Here is a 12,775-nt window from a genome sequence, read left to right as displayed (position 1 = left end):
TATATTTTTCGCTAAAAGTAACCGAAATCTGCGACAGAACTTAAATCTTGATTAACACAAAGTTTACCTTAAAAAGACTAAACAGGGGCTATTTATTTCTTAGTTTTGTACTGTGTATTTTTTACACTAACTACAACACGGAAATGAAGAAAAGTTTACTGACTTTAACCCTTGGGGGACTGGGGATTGGCATCACAGAATTTGTGATGATGGGCTTGTTGCCCGATATTGCAAAAGACTTGGCCATTACCATTCCACAAGCAGGCCACTTGATCTCGGCTTATGCTCTTGGGGTTGTTATTGGCGCTCCGGTTTTAGTTGCCATTGCGGGTAGTTATCCCCCAAAAAAGATATTAATGGCGCTGATGCTGATGTTTGTTGCTTTTAATGCACTTTCGGCATTCTCTCCTGATTATACCACGATGTTTATTGCTCGTTTGCTTGCAGGGTTGCCTCATGGTGCATTTTTTGGCGTTGGTTCAGTAGTGGCTAGTAAACTTGCCGATAAAGGTAAGGAAGCACGTGCAGTCTCGCTCATGTTTGCTGGTTTAACCATTGCAAATGTAATTGGCGTGCCACTTGGAACCTATATAGGACATAATTATTCGTGGCGATATACTTTTGTCATCATTGTTATTGTTGGTTTAATTACACTTTTAAGTTTAAAATTATGGATGCCCGCTCTGCCAGCAACTAAAGACAGAGATTTGAAAAAGGAATTGGGTTTCTTTAAACTACCAGAAGCTTGGTTAATCATCTTGATGATCGCAATTGGAACCGGTGGATTGTTCTCCTGGTACAGTTATATTGCTCCTTTACTAACCGATGTATCAGGATTTTCAGCGGATTCGATTACTTATATCTTGGTACTTGCCGGATTGGGCATGTTGGTTGGTAATTTTGTTGGTGGTAGGTTGGCAGATAGATTTTCTCCCGCGAAGGCTTCAGTTTCGTTACTTATCGCTATGGCTGTTAGTTTGGTTGTTGTTCATTATATCTCTACCAATCAAACGCTTTCATTGGTTATGACCTTTGTTACCGGTGCTGTAGCTTTTGCGCTTGCTGCACCAATTCAGATGTTGATGATTACTACCGCTAAAGGATCAGAAATGCTTGCAGCCTCTGTTAGTCAGGCTAGTTTTAATATTGGGAATGCATTGGGTGCATTTTTAGGTGGCTTGCCACTGGCAATAGGATATGGTTATACCTCGCCTGTAGTCGTAGGTACGCTAATGGCCTTAACAGGTGCTTTATTTGCCTGGATGCTAATTGCTAGGAATAAAAGGACTATGCTGGTCGCTTAGTGCCATTTAATTTATTTAAATAACAAGGGGTAGTACAGAATGATTCATTTTTGTACTGCCCCTTGTCATTTTATTTAAAAGACAAACTTTTACTTGCTATAATTTGTAATTTTAGCTTAATCTAGTTTATGATTAAATTATGGAAACGGATTATTTATCAAGTGTTCAAAAACAATTTGAGTATTATAAATCATTAGGTGAAAAAACTATTGCACAAATGCCTGAAGATAAGCTATTCTGGCAGTACAATGAGGAGAGCAATAGCATTGCTACTATCGTAAAGCACCTTTCAGGGAATATGCTTTCCCGCTGGACTGATTTCCTGACATCAGATGGAGAAAAGGCTACCCGTAACAGAGAAGCTGAATTTGACAACGACATCAATAACAAAATGGCACTGCTTAAGCTATGGGATGACGGCTGGAAGTGTTTTTTAGCTGTATTATATACGCTGAAAGATGAGGATTTGAATAAGGAAATCTTTATCCGGAACATGGGTCATACGGTTACAGAAGCTATTAATAGGCAGCTGGCGCATTACCCTTATCACATAGGTCAAATTGTGTTTATAGGAAAAATGGTATGTGGACCAAACTGGGTTTCTTTATCGATTCCAAGAGGGAAGTCGGACGTTTATAATGCAGAGAAATTTTCAAAGCCAAAACATAAGGAACATTTTACTGACGAGTTTATAGAGAAAAAAAGAAGATCGTAATTATGACCATAATTGTAGCAACAGACTTTTCGGAGGTAGCGGAAAATGCGGTTGAATATGCCGCTGCAATAGCGAAACACAATAATGCCAGACTCATTCTTTATAACTCCTTCGTGATTCCGATGCATGCGGCCAATACACTAATGCCTGGTTCCAGCTTTCAAAAATTATTAAATGATAATGAGATCCGAATGATCGAAAGGTCATTATCGCTTTCTGTTACTTATGATATTGAAGTAGAGCATGAATTCGCTTTTTCATTTATTGAAGATGAGTTGAAGGCATTGCTGATTAAGTATGATGCTGGATTGGTGGTATTGGGTATGCATACCAAAACTTTAGAACAGGATTTGTGGGGCAATACGACTACTTCGGCCATAAAGAAATTAAGATTCCCTGTATTGGCTGTGCCATTGGGCGCCAAATTTGAAGGTATTAAAAAAGTACTCTTTGCTTGTGATGTGCTGAAAGGGGTTTCAGAAAAAGTATTGGTAAACGTTAAAGCGCTGGCCTTGAGTTTAAATGCTGAAGTAGAGGTGTTTAATGTAAATAGAGCATTAGAAGAATTGAAAAAAGAGGGGGAAGGCCTGCAAGCCACCAATGCTATTGATGATGGATTGGAAGGCATTACTTATTATTATAAAAACGTTAAATCAAGTGCTGTGATTAAAGAGATTGAAAAGGAGATAGAAGTATTTGGTGCTGATATGTTGATTATGGTTCCTAAAAAATATGGCTTTTGGGCTTCTCTAATTCATACCAGTAAAACCCGGATCATGGCCTCTGGTTTACAAATTCCATTACTTTCTATTCCAATATAGAAATCTAAAATTATTCGGTTATGAAACAAATTACTAAAAAAGCCTTGTTACTTTTGGCTATATTATCGCCCTTATTAGCCGAAGCACAATTGAATAAAATATCAAACAAATCTACAATGACTTATCCTGTAACGAAAGAAGGAGCTGTAAAAGACAATTATTTTGGAACTGAAGTAAGCGATCCGTATCGCTGGTTGGAGGATGACCGCTCGGAAGAGACCAAAGCTTGGGTAGTTGCGCAGAATGCGGTTACGCAAAAATATATGGCTCAGATTCCTTATCGTAATCTGATTAAAGCACGTTTAACCCATTTGATGAATTACGAAAAGTATTCACAACCCTTTAAAAAAGGTGCGTATACTTACTTTTATAAGAATACGGGCTTGCAAAACCAAAGCGTGTTGTATCGCCAAAAGGGAGATCAGGAAGCAGAAATTTTCCTTGATCCAAACACTTTTTCTAAGGATGCTACGACCTCTATGGCCAGTATTGATTTCTCTAAAGATGGTAGTCTGTGCGCTTATCAGCTTTCTGCAGGTGGGTCTGACTGGACAAATGTCGTGGTGATGAAGACGACTGATAAAACCATAGTTGGTGATGCGCTTATTGATGTGAAGTTTTCGGGCATAGCCTGGCATGGTAATGAAGGTTTTTATTATTCTAGTTATGATAAGCCTAAAGAAGGAAGTGAATTGTCGGGACTTACTCAATACCATAAATTGTATTTCCATAAATTGGGTACAGATCAAAAGGATGATGTGTTGATTTTTGGTGGTGAAAAGACACCACGCAGGTATGTTGGTGCGGAGCTTACCGAAGATGAACATTACCTGATCATTTCTGCTGCCAATACAACCTCTGGGAATGAGCTTTACATCAAAGACCTTAAAGAACCCGGTTCTGCGATCATAAGTGTTGTTGATAATTTTGATCAAAACCATTCTGTTGTAGATAACGTGGGGACTAAACTTTATATCTACACGAATTTAAAAGCGCCAAATGGACGCATTGTTACTGTTGATGCTGCTGATCCGAAGCCAGCAAATTGGAAGGAACTGATCAAGGAAACAGCAAATGTTTTAACGCCATCAACGGGTGGTGGTAAGTTGTTCACCAATTACATTGTCGATGCGGTTACCAAAGTGTTGCAGTACGACATGAATGGTAAACTGGAACATGAAATTGAGCTGCCTGGCTTAGGTACGGCCATAGGTTTTAGTAGTAAGAAACACGAAAAAGAGTTGTTTTATACTTTTACCTCTTATGTTTATCCGACTACTATCTTTAAATATGATGTGGCCAATGGTAAGTCAACTTTGTATAAAAAATCAGGGGTAGATTTTGATCCTTTACAATATGAGTCGAAGCAGTTTTTCTATGCTTCTAAAGATGGTACAAAAGTGCCTATCATCATCACCTATAAAAAAGGAACTCCATTGAATGGCAAAAATCCAACTGTTTTGTATGGTTATGGAGGCTTCAACATCAGTCTTACACCCGCTTTTAGCACTTCCGTTGTTGCTTTATTAGAGCAAGGCGGTATTTATGCTGTGGCTAATCTGCGTGGTGGAGGCGAGTACGGTGAGCAATGGCATCTGGCAGGCACAAAGTTGCAAAAGCAAAATGTGTTTGATGATTTTATTGCTGCTGCGGAATATCTGATTGATCAGAAATACACCGCTAAGGAATATCTGGCAAGTATGGGTGGTTCTAATGGTGGACTGTTGGTAGGGGCTACTATGGCACAGCGCCCGGATTTGTTTAAAGTTACTTTTCCGGCGGTAGGTGTGTTGGATATGCTACGTTATCATAAATTTACCTCAGGAGCTGGTTGGGCCTACGATTATGGTACATCGGAGGATAGTGAGCGGATGTTTGAGTACCTGTATAAATACTCACCGGTACATGCTTTAAAACCCGGAGTTGCTTATCCGGCTACATTGATCACTACTGCTGACCATGACGATCGGGTAGTACCTGCACATTCTTTTAAATTTGCGGCTACGTTGCAAAAAGATCAAGGTGGTGATGCACCTGTGTTGATCAGCATTCAGACTAATGCAGGTCATGGTGCCGGAAAGCCTACCGATAAAGCAATTGAAGAAATTGCCGATAAGTGGGCATTTATGTTTTACAATATGGGGCTGGTTTATAAACCACTACAGTAATTTACTATATTCGGTTATTAAAAAAGCAGAACATGAAACAAACAATTATCTTAATTGCATTTACCATTATGAGTTTATTTGCTTCGGCACAATCAAAGGATGAAACTAAAATTGCAGAATTAACTGAAAAAATGCGCTTAGCGATGATTAGCGGTAATAAGACTGAACTGGAAAACCTGGCATCCGCTAATTTAACTTATGGACATTCGACCGGAAAGATTCAAGATAAAGCGGCTTTTGTAACCGCTTTATCTACCAAAGCATCTGATTTTAAAGCCATAGAATTATCAGAGCAATCTATTACTGTTGCTGGTAATACAGCAATAGTTCGTCACATTTTAAGAGCTGATACGAACGACGGTGGCATTCCGGGGAAAGCTAACCTTGGTATAGTACTGGTATGGGAAAAAGAGGCTGGCGTATGGAAATTACTCGCCAGACGCGCATTTAAGATCAGCTATTAATTTTGAATGTTTCTATGCGTTCTTGATGAGAATGGATTCTAATACATTTGCAGCATCATCACATTTGTCGGCGGCCATTTCAAGTAGCTGTAATACCTCTTTTTGTTTGATGAGCTCAATGGCATCTTGTTCATCATCAAATAATACGGCTATAGCAGTATTACAGATCTGGTCTGCCTTACTTTCTCCTGCATTTATCCTTAGGCAGACCTCCGCAATTAACTGAGGATTTTTAAAACCTCTTAATTCTTTAATGGCACTTTCCAGATCTGTACACATCTCAAAAAGTAATTGGGCCAGGTTAATCATGGCTTTGTTTATCGTTTTGATATTGTACAGGTCTATATTTATTCCGGCTGCATAGATGTAATCTGCGATATCATCCAGCGCACTTACCAATGCGTGGATATCTTCACGATCGAAGGGAGTAATAAAGGTCTTCCCTAATCCTAAAAAAATGGCGTGTGTAATGTCGTCACCAGTCTGTTCAAGCTTTTCAACTTCCTTAATGTGTTCTCTTCTTTTAACCTGGTCTTTTGAAGTAACGGTATCAACTAATGCTCCTGATATTTTTACCAGGTTACTTCCTGCCTGTTCAAAAAGAGGCTGGAATAGTTTGTCCTTCGGACTAAAGAAATTGAAAATGCTGTTCATAGTATTTTTGCTTTTAACAAAAATATAGTTGCATTGTTAAGCCATTATGAAATGTAATGTCTATTAACCTGCAACTTTGCAGCTTTATGTTTTCTTTATTAACTCAATTTACGAGATAAAAAGATAGACGGAAAAGAGTGGACGTTAATTATTTATTTTCTTAAAGAACTTGGACACATCGTTTTCATTACTAGAATAAAAATCAAGGTTCTTATCCGTTCCATACAAATATAGCGAAGGGTATTGTTTAGGGTGAAACAAAGGAATAAAGACATGATCACGATCTTGTAATACGGTCACATTTTTCATCGCCTTTAATGGCTTTCCAAAGTTGTCCATAAAATAATTGATGGAACGAAATTCATCTTGTGAAACGAGGTAAAGGTTGGCACCCGTCAGCTCTTTACTTCGTTTTGATAGATTTGACGCTACACGTTGGCAATGCTCACAAGTGGCATCAAATAATATAATTAGCGATTTAGTGCCTTTCGTAATCTGATCTGTAGTAAAAGTTTTTCCATCTGCTTTATAAAAAACAGCCTTAGGCATTGCAGTACCAGGAGTTGGTGTTTGTGCAGAAAGAGTTAGCGAGCTTAGGGTAATCATAAGGGCAATAAATACTTGTCTCATAGCAGATGATTTTAATACGGCTGCTAATATAAACAAATACCCTTTTAGGTTGTTATCTAAAGCAATAATGGTATCAATTAATCTAAATTATTTCCTATGAAACAAAAATTATTATTTTTAGTATCTATGTTTTTTTCTGTTGTAGCTTTTGCTCAGGATATCCCAGTAAGCAATGTTCCGGCAGTGGTGAAAAATTCATTTACCAAAGCATTTCCAAACGCCACTAAGGTAGAGTGGGAAATGAAAGGTGATCTATTTAATGCCGATTTCGACATTGGACGTAGGGATAATGAAGTATGGTTAAATAATAAAGGAGCGATTGTTAAACACAAACAGGAGATTAAAGGCAGAGAATTACCTGCAGCTGTAGCTAAAAGTTTGAAACAGAATTTCAAAGCATTCTGGATAGACGATGTAGATAAATACGTAATAGGTAAAGAGGTTTTTTACAAAGTGGAGCTCAAAACCCTTACGGAAGAAAAGAATATTGTGTTAGACAGTAAGGGTGCTATCGTAAATAGAATCTTATAATGTTTTAAATGATTTTTGGGTACAACTCTGAGGGGAAAAGCAAGCTAAAAGTGCTGCCTTTATGTACTTCAGAGCTGACTTTAATTTCGATGCCATGGTATTGGCAAATGCTCTTTACAATAGAAAGGCCCAAGCCGTGTCCCACATTTTCTGATAGGTTGGTTTTTCTGAAACGGTCAAATATGAAACCTTGCTCTTCGGCGGAAATGCCAATACCACTGTCCGCAATTGCAACGAGGTAGCCCTTATTGGTCAATTCATCAGTGATAGTAATACTTCCCTTATCTACGTTGTACTTAATTGCGTTATTGATCAGGTTATAGAACAATTGAAACAATAAGTCGTGATTTACACCTTTTAGCAATGGGTTTCTATCCAGTTTAATCTCGATGTTAAGCGCTTTCTCTTCCAAGCGATGACTGATTTCTTCGATGACTTCATTGACAAGGTCTGCAGGTTTTACTGCATCGGATTTAACGAACTGCTCATTTTCTATTCTTGAGATCAGGAGCAAAGCGTTTGAAATCTTCTTCAGCCTGTTTAACGTCTTCATCATTTCTACAATCTTGAGGATTACCGCATCACTCAATTGTTCGTCGCCAATCAGGTTTTCCATTTTATTTTGAAGGATGCTGATCGGGGTCATCAATTCATGGGAAGCGTTGGCAGTAAATTCACGTTCTTTTTCAAAGGCCTCATTAATTTGATCCATCAAGAGTACTAATGATTCGTCAAGATATTTAAAATCGTAAGTAGAGGTGCGAACTGGGGGAGAGTAGTCTTTAAAAGGGAACTTCCTGTTGATCAGTTTCGATTTAATGATTTTTCCTAAGGGACTAATGAGTGTTCGCGTAAAGAGAAGGTCAAATAATAAACTTGCTATGATGAGGCCTACAAGCACATATAGCGCTGTGCGTTGCAAAGGTTTGTTGTACTGATTGATGCTATTTATGGTTTTTCCAATTTCGAGCAAGTAGGGTTTTTGATCGAAATTAAAAGTATGCATCAGGATCCTATAGGTTAGCGTATCCTGCTCTACTACGCGTTGTGCTGTTTTTATGGTGTCAATTGTTATTCCTTTTGCTGCGGGCTCTAAGGCGATATATTCTTCCTTAAGCATGGTGTAACTCCCGTAACTGTCATCGCTCTGCAGATAATGATTTATGCCTTTTTGTTGCACTATTTTGATCACCTTATCTTGTTGTCTCCGTAAAGAATAGGTGGTGTATTCAGCTACAATGCCATCTACCAAAAAAGGCAATAAAACGATGAAAAGTAAAACTACAGCCAGTTTAGAGCTGGTAATGAACAGGATTAATTTTGAGGATAGCTTCACGTTATTTTTTTATTCTATAACCCACTCCGCGCACTGTTTCCAGAAAATCTGTCGGCGCCCAGGCATTTAATTTCTTTCTAATGTTTTTAATGTGGGCGTCAATATAGTTGGAGTCGTAATCATCATCGGCAAAAGTACCCCAGATGTGCTCGCTTAGCTGTGCCCTGGTAAGTACGCGGTTGTTATGAAGGAATAGGTAACTGAGTAGGTCAAATTCCTTGCGTGACAGTTCAATTTGATTTTCCTTAAAAAGGACAAGCCTTTTTTGCAGATCGAGATTGAAATCGCCTAATGGCAATAGCTCTTCTTTAACATTGAATTTCCGGCGTGCAATGGCTTGCATTCGGGATTGTAGCTCTAACAATGAGAAAGGTTTTGGTAGGTAATCATCTGCCCCAAGGTCGAGGCCAGCAATGCGATCTTCCAGATTGCCCCTTGCGGTAAGGATGATGTATGCGGCATCTGGGTTGTGTTTTTTAGCCTTTGGGAGTAAGCTTAGACCATCTCCATCTGGCAAGCCTAGATCCAGCAGGATGAAATCATAACTGTTCATCTCCATCTTTTCCAGTCCATCTTTAATGTTGTGTGCCAGATCACAAATGTAAAAAGCCTTTTTCAGGAAATCTTCCATTTCGTAGGCCAGCGTTTTTTCATCTTCTACAATCAAAACTTTCATGCCCGATTCTTAATTTCTTCTTTTATTATCCTGAGGTTTTTCTTTCTTGTCGGACGGTCTAACCTCACCTGGTTTTTCTTGTTTTCTGGATTGAGGAACTTCTTTTACCTCAGGTTTTTTAGGTTCTTGTTTTTTATCTCTTTTATCCTGATAAAAGCTGGAAATTAGGGATATAGAGGAGTGGTTACGTGCAAAAGAACCTGTGGGAAGCCATATGATAAGTAAGACTGTAGCAATTGACCGAAGTAAGAGATTAATGTTCATGATGTAAATATAATAAAGCGCCAGAAAACGAAGGTACCCATTTCCACTATTACAAAGCTGGTCACTGAAGATGAAATTAAGATGAAAAAGAAAAATATATTAAATAATTCTAAAATTTCATGTTGATTTCATGTTCGGTTTGCAGATTTGATTCAACAACACACAAATGAAACATTAAATAATAAGGTCATGAGAAAGTTAATCGTATTAGGAATCCTTGGTATAATAGGATGGATGCCTTTCAAGGCAGAGGCACAGGTAAGCATAAGTTTAAATATTGGTTCTCAGCCTTTATGGGGACCTGTAGGGTATGATTATGTAGATAATTATTATTTGCCGGAAATTGAATGTTATTACAATGTCCCAAGGCGACAATTCATTTATATGGATAATAGCAGGTGGATATTCTCTGCTTCACTTCCGTCAAGATATAGAGGTTATGATCTTTATGGTGGTTACAAAGTAGTTGTAAACTCTAGAGATCCGTATAGAAATTTTGACAGAGATAGGGTTACTTATGCCAGATACAGATCGGTTAGAGGTCAGCAGGTGATCAGATATAGTAACGATTCCAGGTATTATGTAGTGAAAGGCCACCCGCACTATGGAATGTCACATGGACAAGCTAAAAAGTATTATTCAAGAGATAACGACAGAGGTCATGGTAACTGGGATCGTGGTGACAGAGACCATGGTAGAGGTAGAGATCGTGATGATCATGATAGAGGTGGAAGAGATCATGATAGGGGCGGTAGAGATCACGGTCGCGGCAGACATTAATAAACACACAATTAAACCAAGGGTGCTACATTTTACGTATGCACCCTTTTTTGTGATATATGGTTTGCGTTATTCAAATTTAATCTTTGTCATTTTTTTTCTTTGTAAGAATCTTGGGAGTTTTGCATATAGATAAAATATTACTATGAGCAAATCGAATAAATTTACTGTACAAGAAAGAGAAATCTCTTTCTTGTCCCATGGGGATAATGATTTTTTATCCCTTACTGATATCGCGAAGTATAGGAGCAATTACGATCCTAATGATGTCATTCGTAATTGGATGAGAGGTAAAAGCACCATAGCGTTTTTAGGTCTTTGGGAGATATTGAATAATAGTGATTTTAAACCCGTCGAATTCGACGGGTTTAAAAGTGAAGCCGGTTATAATTATTTTGTACTGTCGCCTCAAAAATGGATTGAAAAAACTAATGCTAAAGGCATTATATCAAAATCTGGAAGGTACGGTGGGACTTTTGCCCACAAGGATATTGCATTTGAATTTGCCTCTTGGATATCTTCGGAATTCAAGTTGTATTTAATTACAGAGTTTCAAAAGCTTAAAAATGAAGAAAATGACCGTCTTAGCTTGAATTGGAGTTTCCAACGTACCCTTGCAAAGGTCAATTACAGGATTCATGCAGATGCAATAACAGAAAAGATTATACCGCTAGAGTTAACAAAGGAACAATCTGCAATGATTTATGCCAGTGAGGCAGACATGCTCAATGTTGCTCTCTTTGGTAAAACAGCTCAGGAATGGAAAAATGGCAATTGTAATTTAGAAGGCAATATTCGTGATCATGCTACATTAGAACAACTCGTTGTATTAAGTAACATGGAGAGTCTCAATTCTGTTATGATTCATCAAGGTTTACCTCAGAAGGATCGTATTGCGCAACTAAACCTTACAGCTATAATGCAGCTTAAATCTCTGCTAAATAATAAAAGTTTAAAAAGATTGCAAAATCCATAATACATCAATATAATGGCTCTTTTTTAATTTTAAACCCGTCGATTACGACGGGTTTAAAATTACCTTATAGTGGCTCTATTTATAAATATAAAAAGGTGTTGCATCATTCGAATTATGATGCAACACCTTTTATATTTTTTATGATGCTATTGGTTGATGATAATCTTTCCACCGAAACCTTGTTCGGCATCACCAGGCGTAATTAAACCTGTTGAAATTACAGTATAAGATTTCCCCGCTTTAAGCTCCATACTACTCAAATCTGCTAACGGAGTTCCTGTTGCTTTATTTCTAAACTGTAAAATATATGTTTTTGCCTCTACTTCGATAAATTCGCTATTGGTTTTATAGGCTTTGTTTTCTATAATAACGGCTCCTTCTTTAACCGCTAAGTCTAATGCTGGCGCATCTGGAGAAAGGTTGATAAACCTAACAAAAGCTTTAGTAGAGCTTATACTACCCAGATTATCTTTGATTTTAAAGAAATCCATGTTTGTACCTTTGTCAATAAGAAAAAGTGAGTTAATTGTATTTGCTTCTAATACGACGTCTTTGGTGATTATACTTGCAGAACTGCTTGCCGTTGTAAATTTAATGCTGTGCGTACCTGGAGAAGTCTGAAAATAACCAGTAGTGCCATTATAAGGTACTGCACCGCCGGTGTTTATCGCGCTTTGATCCATATAAATGTTGAAAGTAGCCGTGGTAGGAGAAGTGTTTGTAATATTTAAATAAGCTATCTCTGGTGTTGGTACGGGATCCTTTGAGCAGGAATTAAGGACTAATGTGCTGATCGATAATAATGTAAATGCGCTAAATCTTTTAAGATTTTTGATCGTCGGTTGAATAGAGATGTTCATTGTTTATGTTTTTAGATTTGTGAATGTAACTCTTATAAAGACGTACAATGTCATGCGAACGCTACAATAAAATTTAAAAAATCTGATTACATTAGAACTTTAACAAGCAAAATGCTGTTTGAATACTAAAAATGAGACACAAAATGAAGGTAATTATAGGTTCAGATCATGCCGGGTTCAATTATAAGACCATATTGATTGTGGCTTTAAAGGAAAAGGGATATGATGTAATTGATTTGGGGACAAACAGTGAGTTGCCTACTGATTATCCAGATCATGCGGCTGAAGTGGCCAATGCGATTATTGATAAAAAAGGAGACCGAGGCATATTGATTTGTGGTAGTGCCGTCGGTGTAAGTATAGCAGCCAATAAATTTAAAGGTGTAAGGGCAGGAGTATGTCATGATACCTATTCAGCACACCAATCTGTGGAGCATGATGATGTGAACATTCTTTGCATGGGCGAACGTGTAATCGGGATTGAACTGGCAAAAGATATTGCCTTTGCTTTTTTAAACGCCGCTTTTTCTGGCGAGGAACGTCATGTTTTAAGATTAGCAAAAATTACTGCAATAGAGAATAAAACCCTTTAGATT

Annotated in this window: 15 protein-coding genes; 9 read left to right on the top strand and 6 right to left on the bottom strand. The window is 37.8% G+C overall.

All coding sequences use genetic code 11. The features are described from left to right. Positions 1 to 143 precede the first annotated feature (143 nt). The 5 genes from EZ444_RS09305 (at position 144) to EZ444_RS09285 (ending at position 5,472) form a co-directional block, all read left to right on the top strand. Positions 144 to 1,304 carry an MFS transporter gene (locus tag EZ444_RS09305; protein WP_131608457.1) on the top strand — a complete coding sequence of 387 codons (1,161 nt, stop codon included), beginning with the start codon at positions 144 to 146 and terminating at the stop codon, positions 1,302 to 1,304. A gap of 139 nt (positions 1,305 to 1,443) precedes the next feature. Then, positions 1,444 to 2,019: a DUF1572 family protein gene (locus EZ444_RS09300; protein WP_131608456.1), complete on the top strand. Its 576-nt coding sequence runs from the start codon at positions 1,444 to 1,446 to the stop codon at positions 2,017 to 2,019. Positions 2,020 to 2,021: 2 nt separating this feature from the next. Further along, positions 2,022 to 2,840: a universal stress protein gene (locus EZ444_RS09295; RefSeq protein ID WP_131608455.1), complete on the top strand. Its 819-nt coding sequence runs from the start codon at positions 2,022 to 2,024 to the stop codon at positions 2,838 to 2,840. Positions 2,841 to 2,860: 20 nt separating this feature from the next. Further along, positions 2,861 to 5,008 (top strand): prolyl oligopeptidase family serine peptidase, encoded by a 2,148-nt coding sequence (locus EZ444_RS09290; RefSeq protein WP_131608454.1) that lies wholly within the window; start codon positions 2,861 to 2,863, stop codon positions 5,006 to 5,008. A gap of 32 nt (positions 5,009 to 5,040) precedes the next feature. Next, on the top strand, positions 5,041 to 5,472 hold the full coding sequence (locus EZ444_RS09285; RefSeq protein WP_131608453.1) for a nuclear transport factor 2 family protein: 432 nt from the start codon (positions 5,041 to 5,043) through the stop codon (positions 5,470 to 5,472). A 12-nt stretch (positions 5,473 to 5,484) separates the two neighbouring features. Here the strand turns inward: EZ444_RS09285 and EZ444_RS09280 are convergent, their stop codons facing one another. Together EZ444_RS09280 and EZ444_RS09275 are read right to left on the bottom strand one after the other, a co-directional pair. Then, positions 5,485 to 6,126 (bottom strand): DUF47 domain-containing protein, encoded by a 642-nt coding sequence (locus EZ444_RS09280; RefSeq protein WP_131608452.1) that lies wholly within the window; start codon positions 6,124 to 6,126, stop codon positions 5,485 to 5,487. Between the two features lie 144 nt (positions 6,127 to 6,270). Further along, complete coding sequence (locus tag EZ444_RS09275; protein WP_131608451.1) at positions 6,271 to 6,756, bottom strand: redoxin domain-containing protein; 486 nt, start codon at positions 6,754 to 6,756, stop codon at positions 6,271 to 6,273. Positions 6,757 to 6,852: 96 nt separating this feature from the next. Between EZ444_RS09275 and EZ444_RS09270 the strand changes: the two genes are divergently transcribed. Further along, positions 6,853 to 7,287 carry a PepSY-like domain-containing protein gene (locus tag EZ444_RS09270; protein WP_131608450.1) on the top strand — a complete coding sequence of 145 codons (435 nt, stop codon included), beginning with the start codon at positions 6,853 to 6,855 and terminating at the stop codon, positions 7,285 to 7,287. 4 nt (positions 7,288 to 7,291) lie between these two features. Here the strand turns inward: EZ444_RS09270 and EZ444_RS09265 are convergent, their stop codons facing one another. From EZ444_RS09265 to EZ444_RS09255, 3 genes are read right to left on the bottom strand one after another with little or no spacing between them, the layout of a single operon-like run. Next, a complete protein-coding gene (locus tag EZ444_RS09265) occupies positions 7,292 to 8,623 on the bottom strand; it encodes a sensor histidine kinase (protein WP_131608449.1) in 1,332 nt (443 codons plus the stop codon). Position 8,624: 1 nt separating this feature from the next. Beyond that, positions 8,625 to 9,299, bottom strand: coding sequence for a response regulator transcription factor (locus EZ444_RS09260; protein WP_131608448.1), 675 nt, complete (start codon positions 9,297 to 9,299; stop codon positions 8,625 to 8,627). 9 nt (positions 9,300 to 9,308) lie between these two features. Then, positions 9,309 to 9,563, bottom strand: a complete 255-nt coding sequence (locus tag EZ444_RS09255) for a hypothetical protein (RefSeq protein WP_131608447.1) — start codon at positions 9,561 to 9,563, stop codon at positions 9,309 to 9,311. 189 nt (positions 9,564 to 9,752) lie between these two features. Here EZ444_RS09255 and EZ444_RS09250 point away from each other — a divergent pair, with 189 nt between their 5' ends. Beyond that, the gene (locus EZ444_RS09250; protein ID WP_205945241.1) at positions 9,753 to 10,343 is read left to right on the top strand and encodes a hypothetical protein; all 591 of its coding nucleotides are present in this window, start codon (positions 9,753 to 9,755) and stop codon (positions 10,341 to 10,343) included. A gap of 145 nt (positions 10,344 to 10,488) precedes the next feature. Then, complete coding sequence (locus EZ444_RS09245) at positions 10,489 to 11,319, top strand: KilA-N domain-containing protein (protein ID WP_131608446.1); 831 nt, start codon at positions 10,489 to 10,491, stop codon at positions 11,317 to 11,319. A 146-nt stretch (positions 11,320 to 11,465) separates the two neighbouring features. On the opposite strand, the gene EZ444_RS09240 is transcribed toward EZ444_RS09245, so the two are convergent. After that, positions 11,466 to 12,179 carry a DUF4397 domain-containing protein gene (locus tag EZ444_RS09240; protein WP_131608445.1) on the bottom strand — a complete coding sequence of 238 codons (714 nt, stop codon included), beginning with the start codon at positions 12,177 to 12,179 and terminating at the stop codon, positions 11,466 to 11,468. Positions 12,180 to 12,322: 143 nt separating this feature from the next. Between EZ444_RS09240 and rpiB the strand changes: the two genes are divergently transcribed. Continuing rightward, complete coding sequence (gene rpiB / locus EZ444_RS09235; RefSeq protein WP_131608444.1) at positions 12,323 to 12,772, top strand: ribose 5-phosphate isomerase B; 450 nt, start codon at positions 12,323 to 12,325, stop codon at positions 12,770 to 12,772. Positions 12,773 to 12,775: the final 3 nt, after the last annotated feature.

Source organism: Pedobacter hiemivivus (genome assembly GCF_004331685.1).
Classification (GTDB): Bacteria; Bacteroidota; Bacteroidia; order Sphingobacteriales; family Sphingobacteriaceae; genus Pedobacter; species Pedobacter hiemivivus.
The sequence above is the reverse complement of the archived record's forward strand: the minus strand, read 5'-3'. Positions and strand labels throughout refer to the sequence as shown.

Bases quoted from the DNA above. Each gene is read 5' to 3' on its own strand.
- EZ444_RS09285 (WP_131608453.1), top strand. From the start codon at position 5,041: ATGAAACAAACAATTATCTTAATTGCATTTACCATTATGAGTTTATTT.
- EZ444_RS09245 (WP_131608446.1), top strand. From the start codon at position 10,489: ATGAGCAAATCGAATAAATTTACTGTACAAGAAAGAGAAATCTCTTTC.
- EZ444_RS09260 (WP_131608448.1), bottom strand. From the start codon at position 9,299: ATGAAAGTTTTGATTGTAGAAGATGAAAAAACGCTGGCCTACGAAATG.
- EZ444_RS09255 (WP_131608447.1), bottom strand. From the start codon at position 9,563: ATGAACATTAATCTCTTACTTCGGTCAATTGCTACAGTCTTACTTATC.
- EZ444_RS09250 (WP_205945241.1), top strand. From the start codon at position 9,753: ATGAGAAAGTTAATCGTATTAGGAATCCTTGGTATAATAGGATGGATG.
- EZ444_RS09270 (WP_131608450.1), top strand. From the start codon at position 6,853: ATGAAACAAAAATTATTATTTTTAGTATCTATGTTTTTTTCTGTTGTA.
- EZ444_RS09305 (WP_131608457.1), top strand. From the start codon at position 144: ATGAAGAAAAGTTTACTGACTTTAACCCTTGGGGGACTGGGGATTGGC.
- EZ444_RS09300 (WP_131608456.1), top strand. From the start codon at position 1,444: ATGGAAACGGATTATTTATCAAGTGTTCAAAAACAATTTGAGTATTAT.
- EZ444_RS09280 (WP_131608452.1), bottom strand. From the start codon at position 6,126: ATGAACAGCATTTTCAATTTCTTTAGTCCGAAGGACAAACTATTCCAG.
- EZ444_RS09290 (WP_131608454.1), top strand. From the start codon at position 2,861: ATGAAACAAATTACTAAAAAAGCCTTGTTACTTTTGGCTATATTATCG.
- EZ444_RS09275 (WP_131608451.1), bottom strand. From the start codon at position 6,756: ATGAGACAAGTATTTATTGCCCTTATGATTACCCTAAGCTCGCTAACT.
- rpiB (WP_131608444.1), top strand. From the start codon at position 12,323: ATGAAGGTAATTATAGGTTCAGATCATGCCGGGTTCAATTATAAGACC.
- EZ444_RS09295 (WP_131608455.1), top strand. From the start codon at position 2,022: ATGACCATAATTGTAGCAACAGACTTTTCGGAGGTAGCGGAAAATGCG.
- EZ444_RS09240 (WP_131608445.1), bottom strand. From the start codon at position 12,179: ATGAACATCTCTATTCAACCGACGATCAAAAATCTTAAAAGATTTAGC.